23 protein-coding genes are annotated in these 25,418 nt (G+C 57.5%); 15 read left to right on the top strand and 8 right to left on the bottom strand.

The window, feature by feature from the left end; all coding sequences use genetic code 11:
* Positions 1-4 precede the first annotated feature (4 nt).
* The 3 genes from fhuC to fhuB are packed head-to-tail and all read left to right on the top strand — an operon-like array spanning position 5 to position 3,667.
* Positions 5-799 (top strand): Fe3+-hydroxamate ABC transporter ATP-binding protein FhuC, encoded by a 795-nt coding sequence (gene fhuC / locus HFD97_RS14760; RefSeq protein WP_009092026.1) that lies wholly within the window; start codon positions 5-7, stop codon positions 797-799.
* A 10-nt stretch (positions 800-809) separates the two neighbouring features.
* Positions 810-1,688: a Fe(3+)-hydroxamate ABC transporter substrate-binding protein FhuD gene (gene fhuD / locus HFD97_RS14755; protein ID WP_167432164.1), complete on the top strand. Its 879-nt coding sequence runs from the start codon at positions 810-812 to the stop codon at positions 1,686-1,688.
* Positions 1,688-3,667, top strand: a complete 1,980-nt coding sequence (gene fhuB / locus HFD97_RS14750) for a Fe(3+)-hydroxamate ABC transporter permease FhuB (protein WP_167432216.1) — start codon at positions 1,688-1,690, stop codon at positions 3,665-3,667. The genes fhuD and fhuB overlap by 1 nt, the downstream gene beginning before the upstream one ends.
* Before the next feature lie 247 nt (positions 3,668-3,914).
* Here the strand turns inward: fhuB and hemL are convergent, their stop codons facing one another.
* The gene (hemL, locus tag HFD97_RS14745; RefSeq protein ID WP_167429122.1) at positions 3,915-5,195 is read right to left on the bottom strand and encodes a glutamate-1-semialdehyde 2,1-aminomutase; all 1,281 of its coding nucleotides are present in this window, start codon (positions 5,193-5,195) and stop codon (positions 3,915-3,917) included.
* Positions 5,196-5,398: 203 nt separating this feature from the next.
* Between hemL and erpA the strand changes: the two genes are divergently transcribed.
* Positions 5,399-5,746: an iron-sulfur cluster insertion protein ErpA gene (gene erpA / locus HFD97_RS14740; RefSeq protein ID WP_009092018.1), complete on the top strand. Its 348-nt coding sequence runs from the start codon at positions 5,399-5,401 to the stop codon at positions 5,744-5,746.
* Positions 5,747-5,776: 30 nt separating this feature from the next.
* On the opposite strand, the gene HFD97_RS14735 is transcribed toward erpA, so the two are convergent.
* The 3 genes from HFD97_RS14735 to mtnN all read right to left on the bottom strand — a co-directional run bounded on the left by HFD97_RS14735 (position 5,777) and on the right by mtnN (position 7,635).
* Positions 5,777-6,028, bottom strand: coding sequence for a hypothetical protein (locus HFD97_RS14735; protein ID WP_167432163.1), 252 nt, complete (start codon positions 6,026-6,028; stop codon positions 5,777-5,779).
* A gap of 121 nt (positions 6,029-6,149) precedes the next feature.
* Positions 6,150-6,944, bottom strand: a complete 795-nt coding sequence (gene btuF / locus HFD97_RS14730; RefSeq protein WP_167432162.1) for a vitamin B12 ABC transporter substrate-binding protein BtuF — start codon at positions 6,942-6,944, stop codon at positions 6,150-6,152.
* Positions 6,937-7,635 (bottom strand): 5'-methylthioadenosine/S-adenosylhomocysteine nucleosidase, encoded by a 699-nt coding sequence (gene mtnN / locus HFD97_RS14725; protein ID WP_167432161.1) that lies wholly within the window; start codon positions 7,633-7,635, stop codon positions 6,937-6,939. Before mtnN ends, btuF begins: the two co-directional genes overlap by 8 nt.
* Positions 7,636-7,727: 92 nt before the next feature.
* Between mtnN and dgt the strand changes: the two genes are divergently transcribed.
* The 3 genes from dgt (at position 7,728) to HFD97_RS14710 (ending at position 12,137) form a co-directional block, all read left to right on the top strand.
* Positions 7,728-9,218 (top strand): dGTPase, encoded by a 1,491-nt coding sequence (dgt, locus tag HFD97_RS14720; RefSeq protein WP_058958053.1) that lies wholly within the window; start codon positions 7,728-7,730, stop codon positions 9,216-9,218.
* 134 nt (positions 9,219-9,352) lie between these two features.
* Positions 9,353-10,795, top strand: a complete 1,443-nt coding sequence (degP, locus tag HFD97_RS14715) for a serine endoprotease DegP (RefSeq protein ID WP_009092009.1) — start codon at positions 9,353-9,355, stop codon at positions 10,793-10,795.
* A gap of 184 nt (positions 10,796-10,979) precedes the next feature.
* The gene (locus HFD97_RS14710; RefSeq protein WP_167432160.1) at positions 10,980-12,137 is read left to right on the top strand and encodes a CdaR family transcriptional regulator; all 1,158 of its coding nucleotides are present in this window, start codon (positions 10,980-10,982) and stop codon (positions 12,135-12,137) included.
* Between the two features lie 60 nt (positions 12,138-12,197).
* On the opposite strand, the gene HFD97_RS14705 is transcribed toward HFD97_RS14710, so the two are convergent.
* From HFD97_RS14705 to map, 4 genes are all read right to left on the bottom strand, one after another.
* Positions 12,198-12,590, bottom strand: coding sequence for a DUF3461 family protein (locus tag HFD97_RS14705; RefSeq protein WP_009092005.1), 393 nt, complete (start codon positions 12,588-12,590; stop codon positions 12,198-12,200).
* A gap of 224 nt (positions 12,591-12,814) precedes the next feature.
* Positions 12,815-13,639 carry a 2,3,4,5-tetrahydropyridine-2,6-dicarboxylate N-succinyltransferase gene (gene dapD, locus HFD97_RS14700; protein WP_167432159.1) on the bottom strand — a complete coding sequence of 275 codons (825 nt, stop codon included), beginning with the start codon at positions 13,637-13,639 and terminating at the stop codon, positions 12,815-12,817.
* Between the two features lie 80 nt (positions 13,640-13,719).
* Positions 13,720-16,374 (bottom strand): bifunctional uridylyltransferase/uridylyl-removing protein GlnD, encoded by a 2,655-nt coding sequence (gene glnD / locus HFD97_RS14695; protein WP_167432158.1) that lies wholly within the window; start codon positions 16,372-16,374, stop codon positions 13,720-13,722.
* Between the two features lie 66 nt (positions 16,375-16,440).
* Complete coding sequence (map, locus tag HFD97_RS14690; protein ID WP_009091999.1) at positions 16,441-17,235, bottom strand: type I methionyl aminopeptidase; 795 nt, start codon at positions 17,233-17,235, stop codon at positions 16,441-16,443.
* Positions 17,236-17,552: 317 nt separating this feature from the next.
* Here map and rpsB point away from each other — a divergent pair, with 317 nt between their 5' ends.
* The 8 genes from rpsB to rseP all read left to right on the top strand — a co-directional run bounded on the left by rpsB (position 17,553) and on the right by rseP (position 25,375).
* Complete coding sequence (rpsB, locus tag HFD97_RS14685; protein ID WP_009091997.1) at positions 17,553-18,278, top strand: 30S ribosomal protein S2; 726 nt, start codon at positions 17,553-17,555, stop codon at positions 18,276-18,278.
* Positions 18,279-18,459: 181 nt separating this feature from the next.
* Complete coding sequence (gene tsf / locus HFD97_RS14680; RefSeq protein WP_009091996.1) at positions 18,460-19,311, top strand: translation elongation factor Ts; 852 nt, start codon at positions 18,460-18,462, stop codon at positions 19,309-19,311.
* A gap of 157 nt (positions 19,312-19,468) precedes the next feature.
* Positions 19,469-20,194 (top strand): UMP kinase, encoded by a 726-nt coding sequence (gene pyrH / locus HFD97_RS14675; protein WP_009091994.1) that lies wholly within the window; start codon positions 19,469-19,471, stop codon positions 20,192-20,194.
* 143 nt (positions 20,195-20,337) lie between these two features.
* Entirely contained in the window at positions 20,338-20,895 is a 558-nt protein-coding gene (gene frr, locus HFD97_RS14670) for a ribosome recycling factor (RefSeq protein WP_009091992.1), read from the top strand.
* Between the two features lie 111 nt (positions 20,896-21,006).
* Positions 21,007-22,203: a 1-deoxy-D-xylulose-5-phosphate reductoisomerase gene (gene ispC, locus HFD97_RS14665; RefSeq protein ID WP_046101259.1), complete on the top strand. Its 1,197-nt coding sequence runs from the start codon at positions 21,007-21,009 to the stop codon at positions 22,201-22,203.
* Positions 22,204-22,384: 181 nt separating this feature from the next.
* Entirely contained in the window at positions 22,385-23,137 is a 753-nt protein-coding gene (ispU, locus tag HFD97_RS14660) for a (2E,6E)-farnesyl-diphosphate-specific ditrans,polycis-undecaprenyl-diphosphate synthase (RefSeq protein ID WP_009091989.1), read from the top strand.
* A gap of 18 nt (positions 23,138-23,155) precedes the next feature.
* Positions 23,156-24,013 carry a phosphatidate cytidylyltransferase gene (gene cdsA / locus HFD97_RS14655; RefSeq protein ID WP_009091988.1) on the top strand — a complete coding sequence of 286 codons (858 nt, stop codon included), beginning with the start codon at positions 23,156-23,158 and terminating at the stop codon, positions 24,011-24,013.
* 12 nt (positions 24,014-24,025) lie between these two features.
* Entirely contained in the window at positions 24,026-25,375 is a 1,350-nt protein-coding gene (gene rseP / locus HFD97_RS14650; protein ID WP_009091986.1) for a sigma E protease regulator RseP, read from the top strand.
* Positions 25,376-25,418: the final 43 nt, after the last annotated feature.

Genomic DNA, 25,418 nt, shown 5'->3' with positions numbered 1-25,418 from the left:
TATCATGCCGTATCCGCACGCAGAAGAGGCCACCTTTACGCTGGATAACGCCAGCTTTGAGGTCCCGGGCCGAACCCTCCTCCAGCCACTTTCACTGACCTTTCCACCAGGCAAAATGACTGCGCTGATTGGTCACAACGGTTCAGGTAAGTCGACGCTGTTGAAAATGCTGGGTCGTCATCATGGTGCCAGCCACGGCGAGGTTCGTCTTAATCAGCAGCCGGTCGGGCGCTGGAACAGTAAAGCCTTTGCCCGTCAGGTCGCCTATCTGCCGCAGCAGCTACCGGCAGCCGAAGGCATGACGGTTCGTGAGCTGGTGGCGATTGGCCGCTATCCCTGGCACGGCGCGCTGGGCCGCTTTGGTCAGGAAGATCGCGACCGGGTGGAGGATGCGATTACGCAGGTGGGGCTTAAACCCTTTGCCGGTCGGCTGGTGGACAGCCTGTCGGGCGGTGAACGCCAGCGCGCCTGGCTGGCCATGATGGTGGCGCAGAACAGCCGCTGCCTGCTGCTGGATGAACCCACCTCGGCGCTGGATATTGCTCATCAGGTTGAGGTGCTGGCGCTGATCAAAAACCTCAGTCAGCAGCGCGGCTTAACCGTGATTGCGGTACTGCATGATATCAATATGGCAGCACGCTATTGCGATCATCTGGTGGCGCTGCGTCAGGGAACGATGATTGCCGAAGGTGACGCAGAGGCCATTATGCAGGCTGAGGTGCTGGGTGCAATTTACGGCATCCCGATGGGGATTTTACCGCACCCGCAGGGTGGCGCACCGGTCAGTTTTGTCTGTTAAGGAAAGGATGATGCCCGATCTTTCTCGCCGCCGCCTGATGCTGGCACTGGCGGCCTCGCCACTCTTTTGTGCGCTTCCCCTGCGTGCCGCGACGCCGAACCCTAGCCGGATTATCGCGCTGGAGTGGTTACCCACCGAATTGCTGATGGCGCTGGGTATCACACCTTACGGCGTGGCCGATCTGCATAACTACAACATCTGGGTCGGGGAGCCGCCGCTGCCGGCGGGCGTGACGGATGTCGGTCTGCGCACGGAACCCAATCTTGAGCTGATGGTACAGATGCAGCCGTCGCTGATCCTCTGCTCCAACGGCTACGGCCCTTCGAAAGAAAAACTGATGCGCATCGCGCCGATCATGGGCTTTGACCTGCAAAGCGGCGACGGCAAACCCCTGACCGCCGCCCGGGCATCGCTGCGCCAGCTGGCTGCGCGGCTTGGGGTCAGCGAGCGGGCGGAGCAGCATCTGCGCGAGGTCGACGCTCAGCTGGCGGCAGCGCGGCAGCGTCTGGCACCCTATGCCGGACGCACCCTCCTGCTGATGTCGCTGCTCGACAGCCGTCATGCCATCACCTTCGGCAAAAACAGTCTGTTTCTGGAAGTGATGACGCTGCTGGGCCTGAAAAATGGCTGGCAGGGCGAAACCAACTTCTGGGGCAGCGCGGTGGTTGGCATCGAACAGCTGGCGCAGGCCGGGGATGTGCAGGCAATCTGCTTCGATCACGACAACGATGCCGATATGGCACAGCTGATGCGCAGTCCGCTGTGGCAGTCGCTGCCGTTTGTACGCGCCGGACGTTTTCAGCGCGTTCCGGCGGTCTGGTATTACGGTGCCACGCTCTCGGCGCTGCACTTTGTTCGCGTGCTGGAACGCGCGCTGGAGACGCAATGATGCGCCATGCCCTGTTTCCTCGCCTGCTGCTTAGCCTGCTGTTTCTGCTGGCGCTCAGCCTGACGCTGGTTAATCTGCAACAGGCCCTGCCGCCCGCCGACTGGGCGCAGGCGCTCTGGTCACCGGCTGTCGATAACCTGTCGCAGATGGTGTTTCACTACAGCCTGCTGCCGCGCACCGTACTGGCGCTGCTGGTCGGTGCCGGACTGGGGCTGGCCGGTCTGCTGTTTCAGCAGATCCTGCGCAATCCGCTGGCGGAGCCGACCACGCTGGGCGTCTCGTCCGGGGCGCAGCTTGGGATCACCGTGGCGACGCTCTGGCATCTGCCCGGCGGCGCGCTGACCCAGCAGTTTGCCGCGCTCAGCGGCGCGGTGCTGGTGGGGGCGCTGGTGCTGGGTGTGGCCTGGGGCAAGCGTCTGTCGCCGGTCACGCTGATTCTGGCCGGCCTGGTGCTGAGTCTCTACAGCGGCTCGGTCAATCAAATCTTCGCTATCTTCAATCACGATCAGCTGCAGAACATGTTTCTGTGGAGCACCGGCGCACTGAATCAGATGAGCTGGGACAATGTGCAGCAACTCTGGCCGCGCCTGCTGCTGGCCTTTGTGCTGGCCCTGGCGCTGCTGCGTCCGCTGACGCTGATGGGGCTGGATGATAGTGTGGCGAAGAATCTGGGCCTCGCGCTCTCTGTGGCGCGCATTGGCGGCCTTGCGCTGGCCATCCTGCTCAGTGCCCAGCTGGTGAATGTGGCCGGGGTCATCGGTTTTATCGGGCTGTTCGCTCCTCTGCTGGCGAAGCTGCTGGGGGGACGACGGCTAATCACCCGGATGGTGCTGGCTCCCCTGACGGGCGCGCTGCTGCTCTGGCTGGCGGACAGCGGCGTGCTGTGGCTCAGCACGCACTGGCGTGATATTCCGACCGGCACTGCCACCGCGCTGCTGGGCGTGCCCATCCTGCTGTGGCTGCTGCCGCGTCTGCGAACCGGCTCCGTGCCGCCCGCCCTGAATCAGGGTGACAACGTGCCCGCCGAGCGGCAGAACCTGCTGCGCTGGGCGCTGATCGGCATCGCCGTGCTGGCCCTGCTGGCCTGGGTCGGCCTGGCCGGGGGACGGGATGCGCAGGGCTGGAGCTGGTCAGCGGGGGAGATGCTGCATTCACTGCTGCCGTGGCGTGCGCCACGGGTGCTGGCTGCGCTGGTGACCGGCCTGATGCTGGGCGTGGCGGGCAGCCTGATCCAGCGGCTGACCGGCAATCCGATGGCCAGCCCGGAAGTGCTGGGCATCAGTTCCGGTGCCGCCTGTGGTGTGGTCGTCATGATGTTTCTCGTGCCGGGGGATGCACTGGCGTGGCTGCTGCCTGCCGGTGCGCTGGGTGCGGCGCTGACGCTGCTGGTGATTATGCTGGTCGCCAGCCGGGGGGGATTCTCGCCGGAGCGGATGCTGCTGGCAGGTATGGCGCTGAACAGCGCCTTTGTCACCCTGCTGATGCTGCTGCTGGCCAGTGGCGATCCGCGCATGGGCGACCTGCTGAGCTGGATCTCCGGCTCGACCTATAACATCAGCGGCCGTCAGGCGATGCAGAGCGCGCTCTGCGCGCTGGTGCTGGTCGCGCTGGCGCCGCTCGCCAGTCGCTGGCTGACCCTGCTGCCGCTCGGCAGTGTCACCGCGCGCTCGGCCGGCATCGCATTAACACCGGTGCGGCTGAGTCTGCTGCTGCTGGCGGCCGCGCTGACCGCCAGCGCGACGCTGACTATCGGTCCGCTGAGCTTTGTCGGGCTGATGGCTCCGCATATGGCGCGGATGCTGGGCTTCCGGCGGGCTCTGCCGCAGATGGTGCTGTCAGGATTGCTGGGAGCGGGGTTGATGGTGCTGGCGGACTGGTGCGGGCGGATGCTGGCCTTTCCGGATCAGATCCCAGCCGGGCTGATGGCGACGTTTTTAGGCGCGCCTTACTTTATCTGGCTGTTGCGGCGTTCAGTTTAATAAGACCGGCGCCGGTCTGAGAGTATTGACAAAATCTGGTCCGACTCGCTGTCAGACCGAGCCTGCGCAGGGAACACAGTCAGATCGGAAAGGCGCAAAAGCCGTCATCCCTGACACGCTCGGCCCGCGCCATCCCTGGCGCGGGACGCTTTCCTCCTCTGCCTGTGTTCCCTGCGCATTGAGTTTCGTGTTGCTGTGAGATCCTGCATCGGATTCTACTGCCGATCTGCATCTCTACTGCAGCCTGCTACAGCTTCGCGAAACAACGACGCGCGGCATCGATGGTGTGCTGAATATCCACTTCGCTGTGTGCCAGCGACATAAAGCCCGCTTCATAAGCCGATGGAGCAAAGTAAACGCCTTCCTCGAGCATCAGGTGGAAGAAGGTTTTAAAGCGCTCCACATCGCAACGGGTCACGTCTGCATAACAGGTCACGCTATCAGCGTCGGTGAAGAAGAGGCCGAACATGCCGCCAACGTGGTTCACCACCAGCGGGATATTCTGCTCTTTCGCCGCGTCACGCAGACCTTCAGCCAGCTGACGGGTCAGCGCATCCAGTTTCTCATGGGTGCCCGGCTGTGCAAGCTGAGTCAGACAGGCGTAGCCCGCCGCCATCGCGATCGGGTTTCCGGAGAGCGTACCCGCCTGATAAACCGGACCGGTCGGGGCCAGCGCCGCCATCACTTCGCGACGGCCACCGAATGCGCCTACCGGCATACCGCCACCGATGATTTTACCCAGGCAGGTAAGATCGGGACGGACATTGTAGTGAGCCTGCGCGCCGCCCAGCGCAACGCGGAAGCCGGTCATCACCTCGTCAATAATCAGCAGCGCACCAAACTCGTCGCACAGGGCGCGCAGGCCCGGCAGAAACTCAGGCTGTGGCGGAATGCAGTTCATGTTGCCCGCGACCGGCTCAACGATAATGGCGGCAATCGCCTCAGGGTATTGCTCAAACGCGCTGCGCACCGAGTCGAGGTCGTTAAAGGTGCAGGTCAGGGTATGTTTGGCGAAATCGGCCGGGACACCCGGCGAGTTTGGCTGACCGAGGGTCAGGGCACCGGAACCCGCTTTCACCAGTAGATGATCGGCGTGGCCGTGATAGCAGCCTTCAAACTTGATGATTTTGTCGCGGCCGGTAAAGCCACGCGCCAGACGGATAGCGCTCATGGTCGCTTCGGTGCCGGAGTTCACCATCCGCACCATCTCCATGCTCGGCACCAGATCGCACACCAGCTGCGCCATGGTCACTTCCATGCCCGTCGGTGCGCCAAAGCTCAGGCCACGCCCGGCCGCTTCGATCACCGCATCGCGGATCGCCGCGTTATTGTGACCCAGTACCATCGGGCCCCATGAGCCGACATAATCGATATAGGCTTTGCCATCGGCGTCATAGAGACAGGCTCCGTCAGCGTGATCGATAAACAGCGGAACGCCGCCCACACCGGTAAATGCGCGTACTGGCGAGTTTACGCCACCCGGGATCAGGCGTTGTGCCTCGGCAAACAGTTGTTCGGACTTACTCATTTTCGGCTCCAGCGGTTCAGAAAAATAGGGTGCCATTCTACGGAAGAGGGGCAGCCGGCGAAAGGTGGTTTCACCCGCAGCGCCCCTTACAGAGGGGAAAGCGGCACAGAGTGCGAAGGGCAGAGCTTGATTGCGCTGAGGTGCTGACTGATAATAGCGTAATTAAGGTCGTTTTCTGACCTGGACGTTTAGCGGAGTAAAACATGAGTGATGAAGTAGTAGCACTGCCGTTGCAGTTTACCGACGCCGCAGCCAACAAGGTCAAGAACCTCATTGCCGATGAAGAGAACCCGGCGCTGAAACTGCGTGTCTATATCACCGGTGGCGGTTGCAGTGGTTTCCAGTATGGCTTCACCTTTGATGACCAGCTGAACGATGGCGATATGACGATTGAAAAGCAGGGCGTCTCGCTGGTGGTTGACCCGATGAGCCTGCAATATCTGGTGGGTGGATCGGTGGATTACACCGAAGGGCTGGAAGGTTCGCGCTTCATCGTGACCAACCCGAATGCGAAAACCACCTGTGGCTGTGGCTCCTCTTTCAGTATCTGATGATGCAGGCCGTCAATCTGACGGCCTCGTTTACCACTCTACCGTTACCAGACGGATTCCCTGCTTCTGACTTCCCTCTGTCCGGCTCTGGCTCTCTGTAATGCGCGGCTGCGCACTGGCCTGTCTGCCACAGTTAACCTGCGGTGCGGGCTGACCACGTGCCGTGTTAATTTCACAGCGTGAATAGATGACAAGCCTGGCGCCTATAGAGCCAGTGATCGATCCCGCACAGGCAGATCCGGCGATCGTCAGCCCTATGGCCAGCAGCAGTGCTCTGGTCATATGAAGTTCCTGGTGTTTAAAAGGCGCCGGGGCGCTAAAAGGAGGGCGAGCATACGTGGCTCGCCCGTCTCTGTTATTGATTAACGGCAAAAAGTGCGGCGGCTTTAATCAATTCGCTGATTTATCGATCGGGATGCAGGGCCGCACAGAGTTGCTGCGCCGCCAGCAGCAGTCGCGGGCCAGGGCGGCTAAGCCAGTCCTCGTTGATGGCGATCACCGGCACCCTGAGCTGCGGCTGCCAGAATGTCCGGATATTCTCCGCCTGCTGCGCATCGCCGCCCGTCACTATCGCCTGAGGATGGCGCATCAGAACCTGCTCGCGGCTCACCTGCGGCCAGCTGACGCGGCTGTCAGCAAAAATATTCCTGCCCCCGCAGAGGGTAACCATCTCATTCTGCATCGTCTCTCTGGCGGCGGTGAACAGCGGCTGCTGGCCAAACTGCAAAAAAAGCGGAACCGCAGCCAGGTGAGTATAGCGCTGGCGCAGCGCCGCCGCCTGCTGATGTAACTGCCGGGCCGCGCGGGCCGCCTGCTCCGGCCTGGGGCTCCAGTGACCCAGATCGGCCAGCGCCGCGATCATCTCATCCAGCGTCCGCGGATCGATCCACTTAACCGGTACACCGAGCTGCTGTAACTGGGCGATCTGCCGCTGCGGATTGCCGCCCCGCCAGGCCAGAACCAGATCGGGTTTAAGCTGCAGGATCCGTTCTGTTCTGATGCCCTGCCAGTCGGCAACCTGTTCAATCTGTTTTGCCTGTGGCGGATAGTCGGACCAGGCGCTGACCGCAATCGGGGTGATCCCGGCGGCAAAGGCGAGTTCGGTGAGATGGGGAGCAAGGGTAATAACGCGGGGTGGGGAAGCCAGCAGGCTGCCGCTCAACAGCAGCAGCCAGCAGAAGAGCAGGGTTTTAGCCACGCGCCAGATGCGCCAGCAGGTTCTCCACCATCAGTGAAGATTGCTTTGCTGCCACGCTGAGGAACTCATCAAAACTGAGGTGCGACGCTTTGTCGGCCACGTCAGAGATGGCCCGCACCACCACAAATGGCACCTGGAACTGATGGCAGACGTGACCGATGGCGGTCGCCTCCATCTCAACCGCAATCGCCTGCGGGAACTGACTGCGAATGCGCGCCAGCGGTTCGGCGCCGTTGATAAAGGCATCTCCGCTGACCACCAGGCCGCGCACAGCATTCAGATCAAGCTGTTTGATGCAGGCTTCCGCTGCGGCGATGAGGGTGCTGTCTGCCACGAACGCGCCCGGACAACCCGCCATCTGACCCGGCTCGTAGCCAAAGGCCGTGACGTCCGCATCGTGATAACGCACTTCTTCAGAGACCACGATATCGCCCACGCTGAGCGACGGCGCTAATCCACCCGCAGAACCGGTGTTGATCACGACGTCAGGCTTGCAGAGTTGCAGCAGCAGCGTGGTACCCAGCGCGGCAGAGGTTTTACCAATGCCCGATTTCAGCAGTGCCACCTCAACGCCCTGCAGGGTGCCGATATAAATTTCACAACCCGCCAGCGACAGCGTTTGACGGTTTTCAATTTTGTCGCGCAGCAGTGTGACTTCCTGCTCCATCGCGCCAATAATGCCTGCTTTCATAGTGAGTCCCGCTAATGTAAAAAATGAAAAATTAGGGCATAGTTTAGCATGGCATTCAGGGGATTAATTCACGAAAAAATAAGGGGTAATCCATGTCGGCGATCAATTTCAGGAAGAAGATCAGCTTCTCGCGCCCTTATACCAGTCGAAAAGATCCGGAAGGCGAATATTACATTACCCGCCATTTTGAGAGCGACCGCGGGCGGATTATCAACTCCGCCGCTATCCGTCGCCTGCAGCAGAAAACCCAGGTGTTCCCGCTGGAGCGCAACGCTGCCGTCCGCTCCCGCTTGACACACTCGCTGGAGGTCCAGCAGACCGGCCGCTACATCACCAAAGAGATCCTGCAGACGCTGAAGATGCAGGGCGGGCTGGCGCAGTATGGTCTGGATGAGTTAGAGGGGGCGTTTGAAAGCCTGATAGAGATGGCGTGTCTGCTGCACGACGTCGGCAATCCGCCGTTTGGCCACTTTGGCGAGGCGGCGATCAACGACTGGTTTGAAGAAAATCTGCCTGCCGAACTGGTCGATCCGCTGGTGGCCGGTGTGGAAGGGGAGGCGCAGCGTCAGGCTTTTGATCAGCTCAACGCCACCATCCGCCAGGATCTCTGCCATTTTGAAGGCAACGCCCAGGCCATTCGCATGGTGCATACGCTGCTGCAACTCAATCTCAGCTATTCTCAGGTTGCCTGCATCCTGAAATATACGGCCCCCGCCTGGTGGCAGGGTGAAAAACCCGCCGAATTTAGCGTATTGATGAAGAAACCGGGTTTTTATCTCTCTGAACAGGATTATATTACCGAGCTGCGTGCTGCCACCAATATGAAAGAGCACCACCGCTTTCCGCTCACCTATATAATGGAAGCCGCGGATGATATCTCCTATTGTATTGCCGATTTGGACGACGCTGTAGAAAAAGATATCTTCAATGTTGAGAGTTTGTATGAATTTCTCAATAAAGCCTGGGGACCGGTTAAAAATAATGACGCTTTCAGCCGGACGATTGGCGAAGCCTGGCGTGAAGCCTGTAATAAAAAACGCCGCAGCCGCAGTGATCAATTTTTTATGTCATTACGCGTAAATGTTCAGAGTGTATTGGTCAGCTATGCAGTCAAGCGTTTTGTTGATAATCTGCCTGCCATATTCGACGGCAGTTTCAATCATGCGCTGCTGGAAGATGAGGGTGAAGAGGGGCGCTTACTGCAGCTGTTTAAGACCGTCGCCCGTCAGCAGGTCTTTAACCATTCTGAAGTGGAGCAGCTGGAACTTCAGGGTTACCGGGTCATCAGGGGCCTGCTGGAGATCTATCAGCCGCTGATGCGCCTCAATTACGAAGCCTTTACCACGCTGATAAATGAAGATTTCCTGCGTAAGCACCCCATCGAAACCCGGCTTTTTCATAAGCTCTCCGGTAAACACCGCAAAGCGTATTTACATAAGATGCGTAACCTGGTGGTGGAGCATAAATATCAGCGGCTGTTGTGGGAGCGTTATTATCGCTTCCGCCTCATTCAGGATTATATCAGCGGCATGACCGATCTCTATGCCTGGGATGAGTACCGGCGGCTGATGGCCGTAGAATAAGCCGCCAATTGTAAAGAGCGCGAATAAATTTTTACTTTTGCCTGAAACTTTTTAAGGAACTTCGCGCTAAAACATTTATCTCACCTTTCGACCACAGCAATGGTCTGAACAGTAATCTTACAGAGAAATGAAAAATGAAAAAAAAGACCTTAGTATTAAGTGCGCTGGCGTTAAGCCTGAGCATGGCGCTCGCCCCTGTTACTGTTTCTGCTGCGCAAACGGCCTCTTCAGATAGCCAGCAACTGCCAAGTCTGGCTCCAATGCTGGAGAAGGTCATGCCGTCTGTGGTCAGTATCAGCGTCGAGGGCACCACCACGGTTAAAACTCCCCGCATGCCACAACAGTTTCAGCAATTCTTTGGCGACAATTCGCCTTTCTGCCAGGACGGCTCGCCGTTCCAGGGCTCACCAATGTGCCAGGACGGTGGAGCAGGCGGTAACGGCGGAGCGCCAGGCCCGGATACCCAGCAGGAGAAATTCCGCGCGCTGGGATCGGGCGTCATCATTAACGCCGAAAAAGGCTATGTGGTCACCAACAACCACGTGGTGAACAACGCCACCAAAATTCAGGTGCAGCTGAGCGATGGCCGTCGCTATGACGCCAAAGTCATTGGCAAAGATCCGAGCTCCGATATTGCGCTGGTGCAGCTGCAGGACGCTAAAAATCTGACCGCGGTGAAGATCGCCGACTCTGACAGCCTGCGGGTGGGGGACTACACCGTGGCCATCGGTAACCCTTACGGACTGGGTGAAACCGTGACGTCAGGTATCGTCTCTGCGCTGGGACGCAGCGGACTGAACGTGGAAAATTATGAGAACTTTATTCAGACCGATGCGGCGATTAACCGGGGTAACTCCGGCGGCGCGCTGGTTAACCTCAACGGTGAGCTGATCGGAATTAACACCGCGATTCTGGCACCGGATGGCGGCAACATTGGTATCGGCTTTGCTATCCCCAGCAACATGGTGAAAAACCTGACGGCGCAGATGGTGGAGTTTGGTCAGGTGAAACGGGGTGAGCTGGGCGTGCAGGGAACAGAGCTGAACTCCGAGCTGGCTAAAGCGATGAAGGTGGACGCACAGCGCGGTGCCTTTGTCAGCCAGGTGCTGCCGGACTCAGCTGCCGCCAAAGCGGGGATTAAAGCCGGTGACGTGATCGTCTCCATGAACGGCAAACCGCTCAGCAGCTTTGCCTCGCTGCGTGCGGAAGTGGGCTCACTGCCGGTGGGCACTACGCTGAAGCTGGGCCTGCTGCGTGACGGCAAGCCGCTCGACGTCTCTGTCCAGCTGCAGCAGAGCAGCCAGGCGAAAGTTCAGTCTGCGACCATCTACACCGGCATTGAAGGCGCCGATCTCAGCAACATCGAAGCGGGTGCCAAAGGTGTGCGGGTGGATAACGTCAAACCGGGCAGTGCCGCGGCGCGTATCGGCCTGAAGAAGGGCGACGTGATTCAGGGCGTTAACCAGCAGGTGGTGACCAACCTGGGCGAGCTGCGTAAAGTCCTCGACACCAAACCGTCGGTTCTGGCGCTGAACGTGAAGCGTGGCGACAATACGCTCTATCTGCTGATGCAGTAAGCGACGCGTAATAACCTCTCAGGCGGACTGCGGTCCGCCTTTTTTATGCCCGCTCTCCGCCGTGACAGAGTGTGATAGTGACCGCAAATCCGGGAAATCAGCGCCCGCCTCTGTGCAATTGCACAATGCTCCGCGCGCGACGCCTGCGTATTCTGTTGCTCCCCTATTTTTTCAGGAGTAATGGATGGCTGCCTATCACCTTGATGCCCGGCTGGCGCAGGATATCGTGGCGCGCACCATGAGAATTATCGACAGCAATGTCAACGTGATGGACGCGCGGGGCCGCATCATTGGCAGCGGCGATCCTGAACGCGTTGGAGAGTTGCACGAAGGCGCACTGCTGGTGCTCTCTCAGGGACGCGTGGTGGACATTGATGACGCCGTGGCTAAACATCTGCACGGCGTGCGGCCAGGCATCAACCTGCCGCTGCGCCTGGATGGCGATATTGCGGGTGTGATTGGTCTGACCGGCGAACCGCTGGCGCTGCGTCATTATGGCGAGCTGGTCTGTATGGCGGCAGAGATGATGCTGGAGCAGGCGCGACTGCTGCACATGCTGGCCCAGGATAGCCGTCTGCGTGAAGAGCTGGTGCTGAATCTGATCCGCAGTGACACGCTGTCGCCGCAGCTGACCGAGTGGGCGCAGCGGCTCGGCATCGACCTCAATCAGCCTCGCGTTGCCGCTGTCATTGAGGTGGACAGCGGCCAGCTCGGCGTAGACAGTGCCATGTCAGAGTTGCAGCAGCTGCAGACACTGCTGACCACGCCGGAGCGCGATAATCTGATCGCCATTGTTTCGCTGACCGAAATGGTGGTGCTGAAACCCGCCCTGAATGCACATGGACGCCACGATCAGGAGGATCATCGCCGCCGCATCGAGCAGTTGCTGCAGCGGATGAAAGAGCGTGGGCATCTGCGGATGCGTATTGCACTCGGCAATGTTTTTACCGGGCCCGGCAGCATTGCGCGCTCCTATCGCACCGCCCGCACCACCATGATGGTGGGCAAACAGCGGATGCCGGGATTACGCAGCTACTTCTATCAGGATCTGGTGCTGCCGGTGCTGCTCGACAGCCTGCGAGGCGGCTGGCAGGCGAATGAGCTGGCGCGGCCACTGGCAAAGCTTAAAAGCATGGATAACAACGGCCTGCTGCGTCGTACGCTGATGGCCTGGTTCACCCACAACGTGCAGCCGGGCGCCACTGCGCGCGCGCTGTTTATCCATCGCAACACGCTGGAGTACCGGCTGAACCGGATTTCTGAACTGACCGGGCTTAACCTGGGGCAGTTTGATGACAGGCTGCTGCTCTACGTGGCGCTGCAGCTGGATGAGCAGGGATAACACGCAAACGGCGGGCATAAAAAAGGCCAGCGGTGCTGGCCTTTCCGGTCGGGCAGGGAATTAACGACCGTTACGGGTTAATTTTTCCAGGTCCGATTCAATCTCACTGATTTTGTGAGAAACCACGCTTTCCAGATGACGCAGGTCATCCAGAATTTTGCGTTTCAGATCCACTTCAACCTGGTCACGCTGGCAAATCTGGTCCAGTTCGTCGATGACATAACGCAGATTCGGGCTGATCTCCTGAACTTCTTTATAGCCCTGGGTCGCGTGGTCGGCCACGACGGTTTTGCGCTGACGCGGATATTTGAATTTGACGCTTTTCGCGAAAAATTCACCTTTATCTTTGCGGAAGTAGATTTTCAGAATGTCGTTATTCGCTTCCTGACGCAGGCTGTAGCGATCGATGTCGTCCGGATTACTGATTCCTAAGCTTTTCAGATTGTCATACATGGCGTTGTTTCCATCAAAAGTGAGAAGCGCGCAGTCTTGTTCATGACGTCAGACAACTGTAGACATAAATCAGCGGGATGAACATTGCGCGACAGGATTTAACTGGCGCGGATTATGACCTGGATGAAATCTAAACGCACCCGTTCCTTCGCGGCGCGAATCAGGTTGATTTGGAATGGCTGTAAAGAAAAGATGACGGGCTGGTTTCCAGCCCGTCACTGACATCAGTCGATGGTGCGCAGCAGTTCGTTGATACCGGTTTTGCTCAGGGTTTTCGCGTCAACTTTCTTCACGATCACCGCACAGTAGAGGCTGTAGCTGCCATCTTTAGACGGCAGGTTACCGGAAACGACGACCGAACCGGCAGGAACGCGGCCGTAATGGACTTCGCCGGTTTCACGGTCATAAATTTTGGTGCTCTGACCGATATAGACGGCCATTGAGATCACGGAGCCTTCTTCAACAATCACGCCTTCAACGATTTCAGAGCGTGCGCCAATGAAGCAGTTGTCTTCGATAATGGTCGGGTTTGCCTGCAGCGGTTCCAGCACGCCACCGATTCCCACGCCACCTGAGAGGTGAACGTTTTTGCCGATCTGCGCACAGGAGCCGACGGTCGCCCAGGTATCCACCATGGTGCCTTCATCCACGAAAGCGCCGATGTTGACATAAGAGGGCATCAGCACCGTGTTACGGGCAATGAACGCACCCTGACGCACTGCCGCAGGCGGCACCACGCGGAAACCGGCGGCTTTAAAACGCGCCTCATCCCAGCCAGCAAACTTCATCGGGACTTTGTCGTAAAAACGGGTTTCTGCCCCTTCCATGACCTGATTGTCGTTGATGCGGAAGGAGAGCAGCACTGCTTTTTTCAGCCACTGATGCGTTACCCACTCGCCGTCGATCTTTTCAGAAACGCGCAGTTCGCCGCTGTCCAGCAGGGCGATCACCTGGTTGATGGCATCACGGGTTTCGCTGTCAACGCTGACGGGGGTAATGTCCGCGCGACGTTCAAAGGCGGATTCGATAACGCTCTGTAACTGTTGCATATTTTTTTCCTGATCGGTCATGTGCAATGCCGGGCACTCTCCCGGCACAAATAAAATAGAGGATGATAAATCGTGTCTGGTCACACTTTATCGTTTGGATTAAGGGCCTCTGTCAACCGTTGTTGCAATGCTTTGCGCATTTCTTCGTCCAGCGCCTGCCGCTCACTGTTGGCCAGAATAAAGAGATCTTCGACCCGTTCGCCGATGGTGCTGATGCGCGCGCCGTGCAGTGAAACGCCGAGATCGGCAAAGACTTCACCAACCCGGGCCAGCAGACCCGGCTGGTCCAGCGCCACCAGTTCCAGGTAGCTGCGCCGGTCGGTGTGGGTCGGCAGGAAGTTGACCTCGGTGTCCACACTGAAGTGCCGGAGTTTGGCTGACGGTCGGCGGGTGCGCGGCGGCACCCACTGCGACTGGGTTATCGCCTGCTCCAGCGCCTGAATGATCATCGGATGGCGATCCGGGGAGAGCGGACTGCCATCGGGTTCCAGCACAATAAAGGTATCCATGGCCATACCGTCGCGGCTGGTGAAGATCTGAGCGTCATGGACGCTGAGATTGCGGCGGTCCAGTTCACCGGCGACAGCGGCAAACAGGTGGGGGCGATCGGGGCTCCAGATAAAAATCTCCGTTCCGCCGCGCGTGGCCTGCGGGCTGACCAGCACCAGCGGCTTCTTCAGGTCATGCACCAGCAGATGGCGGGCATGCCAGGCGATCTGATTTGGCGTATGGCGCAGGAAGTAGTCAGCGCGGCAGCGGTTCCAGATCTGATGCAGGCGCTCCTCATCTATATTGTCCATCCGCAGCAGCGCCAGCGCCTGCAGACGATGATGGCGCACCCGCTCGCGCAGATCCGGACTGTTCTCCATGCCACGACGCAGCTGCTTTTCCGTGGCGAAAAAGAGTTCGCGCAGCAGGCTCTGCTTCCAGCTGTTCCAGAGGCTCTCGTTGGTGGCGCAGATATCGGCCACCGTCAGGCAGACCAGATAGCGCAGCCGGTTTTCGTTCTGCATCACCTCCGCGAACTGCTGGATGACCGTCGGGTCCTGAATATCGCGCCGCTGAGCCGTGACCGACATCAGCAGATGATGGCGCACCAGCCAGGCCACCAGCTGTGTTTCCCGCGAGTTGAGGCCGTGCATCTCCGCGAAGTCGAGCGCGTCCTGTGCGCCGAGAATCGAGTGGTCACCGCCGCGCCCCTTGGCGATGTCATGCAGCAGCGCGGCCATCAGCAGCAGCTCCTGCTGAGGCAGGCGCGGCCACAGCTCGACGCACAGCGGATGCTGCGGACGGGTAGACTCGCTGGCGAAGCTCTCCAGCTTCTGCAGGACGCGAATGGTGTGCTCATCCACGGTGTAGGCGTGGAACAGATCAAACTGCATCTGGCCGACAATATGGCCCCACAGCGGCGTATAGGCCCACAGCACGCTGTGGCGATGCATCGGCACCAGCGCCCGGCTGACCGCGCCAGGATGGCGCAGAATCGACATAAACGTGCGGCGCGCCTCCGGGATCTGACACAGCGGCTGTTTCAGATGGCGGCGGGCATGGCGCAGGTGACGCAGGGTGGTGGAGTAGATGCCTTTGATGTTCTCGTTGCGCACCATGACGTAGAACATGCGCAGGATCGCCTGCGGCTCACGGGTGAACAGCGTTTCATCACGCAGGTCGATCAGGTCGCCACGCAGCTGAAAGTCGTCATCGACAGGTCTGGGCTTCTCATTGGTGGAGAGCGCCAGAATCGCCTCATCAAACAGCTGTAACAGCATCTGGTTCAGTTCACCGATGCGTCGCGTACCCCGGTAGAAATCCTTCATCATCCGCTCGACCGGCTCGTTGCCTTCGCCCTGATAGTTCAGGCGCTGCGCCACGCTGAGCTGGCGATCAAACAGCAGGCGGTTATCGTAGCGGGGCAGGGAGAGGTGCAGCGCAAAGCGGATGCGCCAGAGAAACGCCTGGCATTCGTTGAGTTCGCTGCGCTCTGCCTCGGTGAGAAAGCCAAAGCCGACCATCTCATCCAGCGTGGTGGCACCGAAATGGCGTCGGGCGACCCATTGCAGCGTATGAATGTCACGCAGGCCGCCGGGGCTGCTTTTGATATCCGGCTCAAGGTTGTAGCTGGTGCCGTGATAACGTTTGTGGCGCTCCTGCTGCTCCTCGATTTTGGCGGCAAAAAAGCGGGATGAGGGCCAGAAGCCGTCACTGAAGACGTTCTTCTGCAACTCCAGGAACAGCGCCACGTCGCCGGTCAGCATGCGTGATTCAATCAGATTGGTGGCGACGGTGAGGTCAGATAATCCCTCCAGCAGACACTCCTCCAGCGTGCGTACGCTGTGGCCCACTTCCAGCCGGAGATCCCACATCAGGGTCAGCAGTTCGCTGGTGCGCTGCGCCGCCTGCTCATCCAGCGGCTGACGGCTGAGGATCAGCACGTCGATGTCAGAGAGCGGGTGGAGTTCGGCCCGCCCATAGCCGCCCACGGCTACCAGCGCGATGGCGGACATCGCATCGAAGCCAAAGAAGCGCCACAGGCGGCGCAGCAGCCGATCGATAAACAGCGTGCGGGCATCAATCAGCTGTTCCACGGCTTCACCGGCGTCGAACGCTGCAGCCAGATGCTGCTGAAACAGCTCGAGCCGCGGCTTCAGCAGGTCGCGCGTCAGCTGATCGTCACCCCATTCGGCCGGTGAATCGACCAGACCGTTTTTTACCTCTTCCGACAGGCTCACGCTCATGCTGCTCTTCTCTTTTTTAGCCAAAAAAAAGCCGGCACATGGCCGGCTTGATCTCTATCCGGGGAATTACCCCTCGGCGACGAGCACAGCAGGCAGCGTGTCGTCTTTGCGCAGGGTTAAAATCTCACAGCCGTTTTCCGTCACCACAATAGTATGCTCATACTGCGCGGACAAGCTGCGATCTTTGGTTTTTACCGTCCAGCCATCTTTCATGGTGCGGATGCGGTAATCGCCGGCATTGACCATCGGTTCAACGGTAAAGGTCATGCCCGCCTGCAGCACGACGCCGCTGTCATCCGCATCGTAATGCAGCACCTGCGGCTCTTCGTGGAACCCTTTACCGATGCCGTGACCGCAATATTCACGCACCACGGAGAAGTCATTCGCTTCTACATACTTCTGGATAGCCCGGCCCAGCTCGCGCAGACGGATACCTGGCTTGATCAGACGCAGTGAAAGATAGAGGCTCTCCTGGGTCACGCGGCAGAGGCGCTCGCCCTGAATGGTCGGTTTGCCGACAATAAACATCTTCGAGGTATCGCCGTGGTACTCATCTTTGATCACGGTGACGTCAATGTTGACGATATCGCCATCCTTTAACGGGCGATCGTCGCTCGGGATACCGTGGCACACCACTTCGTTCACCGAAATGCAGACCGACTTTGGAAAACCGTGATAGCCGAGACAGGCAGAGACAGCCTGCTGCTTTTGGGTAATGTGATCGTGGCAGATGCGGTCCAGTTCACCGGTGGTCACACCCGGTTTAACGTGCGGTTCGATCATCTCCAGCACTTCGGCGGCCAGGCGGCCCGCGACGCGCATTTTTTCGATTTCTTCAGCTGTTTTGATTGAAATTGGCATTAAATTAATCCGCATTTGTCGAAATTTTCGACAATAATAAGTTCTGTGCTGTCATGTTAGCAGCCAGAAAATGGGCTGCCAAATAGAGAACGCGCTGGCTTCCGTCAGCGATCATTTATTGGCGTCCCCCGGCGGTTTGTGGTATAAAGCGCGCCGACGATTCTCTGTATGGCCGTTTTGGTCAGCAGGAAACGCATAACTCTCATTATGTGTAATAAAACACACATGTATCGACACATACGCCGGGGTGCCTTGAAAGAGGTCGGTCGTATGGGATACATGGAGGCCCAACCCCAAATCAAATTTCAGAGGTAATCATGGCAACTGTTTCCATGCGCGACATGCTCCAGGCTGGTGTTCACTTCGGTCACCAGACCCGTTACTGGAACCCAAAAATGAAGCCATTCATTTTTGGTGCACGTAACAAGGTTCACATCATCAACCTGGAAAAAACCGTTCCTATGTTCAACGAAGCTCTGGCTGAACTGAACAAGATCGCTTCCCGTAAAGGTAAGATCCTGATCGTAGGTACCAAGCGCGCTGCTGCTGAAGCGGTAAAAGAGTCTGCACTGAGCTGCGACCAGTTCTTCGTAAACCACCGCTGGTTAGGTGGCATGCTGACTAACTGGAAAACCGTGCGTCAGTCAATCAAGCGTCTGAAAGATCTGGAGACTCAGTCTCAGGATGGTACTTTCGACAAACTGACCAAAAAAGAAGCGCTGATGCGTGCGCGTGAGCTGGCCAAGCTGGAAAACAGCCTGGGCGGTATCAAAGACATGGGCGGTCTGCCAGACGCGCTGTTTGTTGTTGATGCTGACCACGAACACATCGCAATCAAAGAAGCAAACAACCTGGGTATCCCGGTATTTGCTATCGTTGATACCAACTCTGATCCAGATGGCGTTGATTTCGTTATCCCAGGTAACGACGACGCAATCCGTGCTGTAAGCCTGTACCTGAATGCCGTTGCGACCACCGTTCGCGAAGGCCGTTCTCAGGATCTGGCTGAGCAAGCTGAAGAAGCGTCTTTAGAAAACGCTTAATAAGGTTTGCTCTGCATAAGAGCCCTTAGTATTCAGATGTGATCTGTAAGGGGCCTGTACTGGCCCCTTTATTTTATCTAAGTCTGTAACGCCCCCTGTCGGACGGCGGGACAGAGTAAATTTTCCGCAAATAAGTGTCTGCTGGTGCACATGTACTCAGGCACGAACCGAGGATTCTGGAATGGCTGACATTACCGCTGCATTGGTAAAAGAACTGCGCGAGCGTACTGGCGCTGGCATGATGGACTGCAAAAAAGCGCTGACCGAAGCGAACGGCGACATTGAGCTGGCGATTGAGAACATGCGTAAGTCTGGCGCAATCAAAGCAGCGAAAAAAGCAGGTAACGTTGCGGCTGATGGCGTGATCAAAACCAAGATCGTTGGCGACTACGGCGTGATTCTGGAAGTAAACTGCCAGACTGACTTCGTCGCAAAAGATGGCGGTTTCCAGGCATTCGCAGACAAAGTTCTGGACGCGGCTGCAGCCGATCGCGTAACCGATGTAGAAGTTCTGAAAGCGCAGTTCGAAGAAGAGCGCGTTGCACTGGTTGCTAAAATCGGTGAGAACATCAACATCCGTCGCGTAGCAATCCTGGAAGGCGCAGAGCTGGGCAGCTACCTGCACGGCGCACGTATCGGCGTACTGGTTTCAGCGAAAGGCGCTAACGAAGATCTGATCAAACAGATCGCTATGCACGTTGCGGCAAGCAAGCCTGAATTCGTTAAGCCAGAAGACGTTTCTGCTGACGTGGTTGAGAAAGAGTACCAGGTTCAGCTGGACATCGCGATGCAGTCTGGCAAGCCAAAAGAGATCGCAGAGAAGATGGTTGAAGGCCGCATGAAGAAATTCACCGGCGAAGTCTCTCTGACTGGTCAGGCTTTCGTTATCGACCCAAGCAAAACCGTTGGCCAGGCTCTGAAAGAGCAGGGCGCTGACGTCATCAACTTCATCCGCTTCGAAGTGGGCGAAGGCATCGAGAAAGTTGAGTCTGACTTCGCTGCAGAAGTTGCAGCCATGTCCAAGCAGTCTTAATGCTCTGAAAGAACCGCCAGATGGCGGTTCTTTTTTGTCTGTGAACCGCAACAGACACATTTTCAGTTTCATCCCAATAGCAATTTCATTGCGGTAAGCGGATGATCGATCACAATTTACTTCTCCTTTACACCCTATCTTCCAGGAAGAACTGACCATGGCGACCAACGCAAAACCTGTTTATCAACGTATCCTGCTTAAACTCAGCGGTGAAGCCCTGCAAGGCGCTGAAGGTTTTGGTATCGACGCGAGTGTGCTGGACCGTATGGCACAAGAGGTAAAAGAGCTGGTTGAGCTGGGCATCCAGGTTGGCGTTGTGATCGGCGGGGGTAACCTGTTCCGCGGAGCGGGCCTGGCGCAGGCCGGGATGAACCGCGTTGTGGGTGACCACATGGGTATGCTGGCTACCGTAATGAACGGCCTGGCGATGCGTGATGCGCTGCACCGCGCCTATGTGAATGCCCGCCTGATGTCAGCGATTCCACTGAATGGCGTCTGCGATAACTACAGCTGGGCAGAGGCGATCAGCCTGCTGCGTAACAACCGCGTGGTGATCTTCTCCGCCGGTACCGGCAATCCGTTCTTCACCACCGATTCTGCGGCCTGCCTGCGCGGTATTGAGATCGAAGCGGATGTGGTCCTGAAAGCGACCAAAGTGGATGGCGTCTATTCCGCCGATCCGGTGAAAAACCCGGATGCGACCCTGTATGAGCAACTGACCTATACTGAAGTGCTGGATCAGGAGCTGAAAGTGATGGATCTTGCGGCCTTTACCCTGGCGCGTGACCACAAACTGCCTATCCGTGTTTTCAACATGAATAAGCCAGGCGCGCTGCGTCGCGTAGTGATGGGTGAAAAAGAAGGCACCCTGATTACGCATTAATACCCGAGGCGAGATAAAATAAGGTATATTCTGTCAGCGCGATGATGACGCATCGCGCACCAGTCAGGATTATCGATGATTATCGATCCCGCTTCCGGCCAGGCCGGAACTGGCCAGGTCAAACCGAATCCAAGGGTTTCAACGTGATTAACGACATCAAAAAAGATGCTGACACGCGCATGGAAAAATGCGTTGAAGCATTCAAAAACACCATCAGCAAAGTGCGCACGGGTCGTGCTTCCCCTTCGCTGCTTGACGGCATCGTCGTCGAATATTACGGCACGCCGACGCCACTGCGTCAGCTGGCTTCCGTCACTGTAGAAGACTCACGCACGCTGAAAATCAACGTGTTTGATCGCACCCTGAGTGCGGCAGTTGAAAAAGCGATCATGAAGTCCGATCTCGGTCTGAACCCAAGTTCAGCCGGCAGCGACATCCGTGTTCCGCTGCCTGCGCTGACCGAAGAGCGTCGTAAAGATCTGATTAAAATCGTGCGCGGCGAAGCCGAGCAGGGCCGTGTGTCGGTACGTAACGTCCGTCGCGATGCCAACGATAAAATCAAAGCGCTGCTGAAAGATAAAGAGATCAGCGAAGACGACGAACGTCGTGCGCAGGATGAAATCCAGAAAATGACGGATGCTTACATCAAGAAAGTGGATGCTGCACTGTCAGAAAAAGAGACGGAGCTGATGGATTTCTAATCCCATCGCTGCCGGAAAAAACGCCGTACAGAGAGGTATTCGTATGAATGCGACATCTGGCGGCGTTTTACATTGTGCCACTGTGCACCCTGACTTCACACGGATAGCTTCATGAAGCGATTAACTCTGCTGGGATCAACCGGCTCAATCGGCACCAGCACGCTGGCGGTGGTTCGCGCCAATCCGGCGCTCTATCAGATTACAGCACTGGTGGCCGGTCATAACGTGGCGCTGATGGCCGAACAGTGTGCAGCCTTTACCCCGCGCTACGCCTGCATGGCAGACGAAGCCTCCGCTGCTGCGTTGCGTGAGCGACTGAGAGCAATCAGGGTCAATACTGAAGTGCTCTCCGGCGTTCAGGCAGCCTGTGAGCTGGCCGCGCTGGATGAGGTGGATCAGGTGATGGCGGCGATTGTTGGCGCCTCCGGCCTGCTGCCGACGCTGGCAGCCATCCGTGCCGGAAAAACCGTGCTGCTGGCGAACAAAGAGTCCCTTGTCACCTGCGGCCGTTTGTTTATGGAGGCCGTGCGTCATCATCACGCACAGTTACTACCGGTCGACAGCGAGCATAACGCCATTTTTCAGAGTTTACCGGCTACCATCCAGCATCAGTTAGGTTACGCTGACCTGCGGGATAATGGCATCGAGTCGATTATCCTTACGGGATCAGGTGGTCCTTTTCGTGACACAGATTTAGCCGATCTCAGCGCCATGTCGCCCGATCAGGCCTGTGCTCATCCGAACTGGTCGATGGGGAGAAAAATCTCTGTCGACTCGGCCACCATGATGAATAAAGGTCTTGAGTACATTGAAGCCCGTTGGTTGTTCAACGCCAGCGCAGCGCAGATGGAAGTGATACTCCACCCGCAGTCGGTGATTCACTCCATGGTGCGATACTGCGATGGCAGCGTGCTGGCTCAGTTAGGTTCACCGGATATGCGTACGCCCATTGCTCACAGCATGGCCTGGCCTTCGCGCATCAATGCAGGCGTGACGCCGCTGGATTTCACCCGCATGTCGGCGCTGACGTTTGCTGAACCTGACTTTAATCGCTACCCCTGTCTGAAGCTGGCCATTGATGCCTGCGAAGCAGGGCAGGCGGCCACCACCACGCTCAATGCAGCCAACGAGGTTGCCGTTGCGGCTTTCCTGAATCACCAGATCCGCTTTACCGACATCGCTGCGCTGAACAGTGCGGTGCTGGCGGCACAGGTGTGTGCGGAACCGGATTCGGTGGACGCTGTCCTTGAAATCGATCGCTCTGCGCGCGCGCGGGCAACAGAAATGTTGTCGCGCTTCACGTCGTGACGCCGATCGATATGAGGCCATTTGTTCGCTTCAGGTGAAAATGGTATAGTCGCTGGCTCGCGTTTCACGGTCTGTCACCGAATTCGGTGTGGCCCGACACTGAGAATCTGTCGGGATTTGAATCGGGCGCAATGTATTCAGAAACCACAGCATTTCTGATGAAAGGAATTGGTTAAGCGTTATGTCGTCTAACAATCACAACAACACTGATGACCAGCAGGGAAACGGTCCGCGCCACGTCGCTATCATCATGGATGGCAACGGTCGCTGGGCCAAAAATCAGGGAAAATTGCGCATTTCAGGCCACAAAGCGGGCGTCAAATCGGTACGTCGTGCCGTCAGCTTTGCTGTCAGCAACAATCTCGAAGCCCTGACGCTTTACGCCTTCAGCAGTGAAAACTGGAGCCGTCCGGCGCAGGAAGTTACCGCGTTAATGGAACTGTTTGTCTGGGCACTCGACAGTGAAGTGAAGAGCCTGCACAAACACAACGTCCGGTTACGCGTCATTGGCGATACCAGCCGATTCAGCCCGCGTATTCAGGAACGTATTCGCCGTTCTGAGACGCTGACTGCAAATAATAGTGGCCTGACGCTCAACATTGCTGCCAACTATGGCGGCCGTTGGGATATTATCGAAGGCGTGAAAAAACTGGCTGAACAGGTTCAGGAAGGCTTACTGCGTCCTGACCAGATTACCGAAGAGAGCCTGACGTCGCAGCTCTGTATGCAGGAGCTGGCGCCAGTGGATTTAGTGATAAGGACCGGGGGAGAGCATCGGATTAGCAACTTCCTGCTGTGGCAGATTGCCTATGCTGAATTCTATTTTACCGATGTGCTCTGGCCGGATTTCGATGAACACGTTTTTGAAGGTGCACTGAATGCATTCTCTCTGCGGGAGCGTCGTTTTGGCGGCGCTGCACCAGGCGGCGCCTGAGCAATCTGGGGGTAACCTTTGCTGAAGTCTCGTCTGATTACCGCGTTAATTTTAATTCCGCTGGTAATAGCTGCACTGTTCTGGTTACCACCTGTGGGTTTCGCAATTACCACCATCATTATCTGTATGCTGGCCGCCTGGGAATGGGGTCAGCTGGCAGGGATGGCATCCCGTCAGCAGCGCGTCTGGCTGGCGGTTCTTTGTGGTCTCTTACTGGCCCTGATGCAGTTTACCCTGCCTCCTTATCAGCATGATGTGCATCTGCCGCAGGTGGCGACATCGCTCTGGGCGTCGCTGGTGTGGTGGGTCGTTGCGCTGCTGCTGGTTCTCTCCTATCCCGCTTCGGCCGCCTTCTGGCGCCATTCACGTCCGCTTCGCCTGCTGTTTGGTCTCTTAACCCTGGTGCCTTTTTTCTGGGGCATGATGGCGCTGCGTCAGTATCACTATGAAACCGATCACTTTGCCGGGGCCTGGTGGCTGCTGTTTGTCATGCTGCTGGTGTGGGGCGCGGATTCAGGGGCCTACATGTTTGGCAAGATGTTTGGCAAACACAAGCTGGCGCCAAAGGTCTCTCCGGGTAAAACCTGGGAAGGTTTTCTGGGCGGTCTGGTCTCTTCCGCGCTGATTGCGCTGCTGTTCGCAACGCTGGCCCCCCTGACGGTGTCAGCTGGCACGCTGGTGGTCTGCGCGGTGATTGCGACCCTGGCGTCGGTGCTGGGTGATCTCACCGAAAGTATGTTCAAACGCGAAGCGGGCATCAAAGACAGCGGTAATCTGATCCCCGGTCACGGCGGGATTCTGGATCGCATTGATAGTCTGACTGCGGCAGTGCCGGTGTTTGCCTGTTTATTGCTGCTGGTGTTTCGCACCCTTTAAGGACAGGCAAAGATGTTGAGCATAATCTGGAGTTTTGTCGCCTTTATCGTTGCGCTGGGCGTGCTGATTACCGTCCATGAATTTGGCCATTTCTGGGTCGCCCGCCGCTGTGGCGTCAAAGTTGAACGCTTTTCTATCGGTTTCGGTAAATCACTCTGGCGGCGTCGTGACCGCCAGGGCACCGAGTTTGTCATCGCGCTGATTCCCCTTGGCGGCTACGTGAAAATGCTCGACGAGCGTGTCGAAAGCGTGCCCGCCGAACTGCGTCATCAGGCTTTCAACAACAAAGCCGTCTGGCAGCGCGCTTCCATCATTGCGGCGGGTCCTGTCGCTAACTTCCTCTTTGCCATCTTTGCCTACTGGGTTGTGTTTATTCACGGCGTGCCGGGTGTGCGTCCGGTAATCGGTGAAATTTTAAACGGTTCGGTCGCGGCGGAAGCGCAAATTGCACCCGGTATGGAACTTAAGGCGGTTGACGGTATCGAAACGCCTGACTGGGATGCTGTGCGTATGGCGCTGGTGGGTAAAATCGGTGACAGCAGCACAACCCTGACGGTGGCACGATTTGGCGAGGACGCGACCCAGGAGAAACAGCTGGATTTGCGTAACTGGCAGTTTGAGCCAGACAAGCAGGATCCGGTTGTTGCGCTGGGCATCCGGCCACGTGGTCCGCAGATTGAGACCACACTGGCAGAAGTGCAGGCGAACTCGCCAGCCAGTGAAGCCGGTTTGCAAGCTGGCGACAGGATCGTTAAAGTCGATGGTCAGCCATTATCGCAGTGGCAGACTTTTGTCACGCAGGTCCGGGATAACCCGGGCAAAAGCATGGCGCTTGAGGTGGATCGCGGCGGTGATGCAATTACGCTGACCATGACGCCAGAAGCCAGATCGGGCAGCAAAGGCGAAGGGTTTGCGGGTGTTATCCCGCGCATTGTTCCGCTGCCGGAAGAGTACAGAACGGTAAGACAGTATGGCGCGTTTGCGGCTATCGGTGAGGCCAGTGTAAAAACCTGGCAGCTGATGAAGCTTACCGTTTCTATGCTGGGCAAGTTAATCACGGGTGATGTGAAGCTGAACAACCTGAGCGGGCCAATCTCGATTGCGCAGGGTGCAGGGTTGTCAGCAGAGTATGGGTTGATTTACTACCTGATGTTCCTGGCGCTGATCAGCGTCAACCTGGGCATCATCAACCTGTTCCCATTGCCGGTTTTAGATGGTGGGCATCTGCTCTTCCTGGCGATCGAAAAGATCAAAGGTGGACCGGTGTCCGAGCGAGTTCAGGACTTTAGTTATCGCATCGGTTCGATTTTGCTGGTGCTGTTAATGGGGCTTGCACTTTTCAATGATTTCTCCCGTTTGTAACCGCTGGAACGCGAACATTCAGGGGATGTGTTAGGAAAACGCA

Origin of the sequence: Pantoea sp. EKM103V, assembly GCF_011800365.1 — a bacterium.
Taxonomy (GTDB): Bacteria; Pseudomonadota; Gammaproteobacteria; order Enterobacterales; family Enterobacteriaceae; genus Pantoea; species Pantoea anthophila.
The sequence above is the reverse complement of the archived record's forward strand: the minus strand, read 5'-3'. Positions and strand labels throughout refer to the sequence as shown.

Coding starts and splice junctions, on each gene's coding strand:
- fhuC (WP_009092026.1), top strand. CDS start 5: ATGCCGTATCCGCACGCAGAAGAGGCCACCTTTACGCTGGATAACGCC.
- fhuD (WP_167432164.1), top strand. CDS start 810: ATGCCCGATCTTTCTCGCCGCCGCCTGATGCTGGCACTGGCGGCCTCG.
- fhuB (WP_167432216.1), top strand. CDS start 1,688: ATGCGCCATGCCCTGTTTCCTCGCCTGCTGCTTAGCCTGCTGTTTCTG.
- hemL (WP_167429122.1), bottom strand. CDS start 5,195: ATGAGTAAGTCCGAACAACTGTTTGCCGAGGCACAACGCCTGATCCCG.
- erpA (WP_009092018.1), top strand. CDS start 5,399: ATGAGTGATGAAGTAGTAGCACTGCCGTTGCAGTTTACCGACGCCGCA.
- HFD97_RS14735 (WP_167432163.1), bottom strand. CDS start 6,028: ATGACCAGAGCACTGCTGCTGGCCATAGGGCTGACGATCGCCGGATCT.
- mtnN (WP_167432161.1), bottom strand. CDS start 7,635: ATGAAAGCAGGCATTATTGGCGCGATGGAGCAGGAAGTCACACTGCTG.
- dgt (WP_058958053.1), top strand. CDS start 7,728: ATGTCGGCGATCAATTTCAGGAAGAAGATCAGCTTCTCGCGCCCTTAT.
- degP (WP_009092009.1), top strand. CDS start 9,353: ATGAAAAAAAAGACCTTAGTATTAAGTGCGCTGGCGTTAAGCCTGAGC.
- HFD97_RS14710 (WP_167432160.1), top strand. CDS start 10,980: ATGGCTGCCTATCACCTTGATGCCCGGCTGGCGCAGGATATCGTGGCG.
- HFD97_RS14705 (WP_009092005.1), bottom strand. CDS start 12,590: ATGTATGACAATCTGAAAAGCTTAGGAATCAGTAATCCGGACGACATC.
- dapD (WP_167432159.1), bottom strand. CDS start 13,639: ATGCAACAGTTACAGAGCGTTATCGAATCCGCCTTTGAACGTCGCGCG.
- glnD (WP_167432158.1), bottom strand. CDS start 16,374: ATGAGCGTGAGCCTGTCGGAAGAGGTAAAAAACGGTCTGGTCGATTCA.
- map (WP_009091999.1), bottom strand. CDS start 17,235: ATGCCAATTTCAATCAAAACAGCTGAAGAAATCGAAAAAATGCGCGTC.
- rpsB (WP_009091997.1), top strand. CDS start 17,553: ATGGCAACTGTTTCCATGCGCGACATGCTCCAGGCTGGTGTTCACTTC.
- tsf (WP_009091996.1), top strand. CDS start 18,460: ATGGCTGACATTACCGCTGCATTGGTAAAAGAACTGCGCGAGCGTACT.
- pyrH (WP_009091994.1), top strand. CDS start 19,469: ATGGCGACCAACGCAAAACCTGTTTATCAACGTATCCTGCTTAAACTC.
- ispC (WP_046101259.1), top strand. CDS start 21,007: ATGAAGCGATTAACTCTGCTGGGATCAACCGGCTCAATCGGCACCAGC.
- ispU (WP_009091989.1), top strand. CDS start 22,385: ATGTCGTCTAACAATCACAACAACACTGATGACCAGCAGGGAAACGGT.
- rseP (WP_009091986.1), top strand. CDS start 24,026: ATGTTGAGCATAATCTGGAGTTTTGTCGCCTTTATCGTTGCGCTGGGC.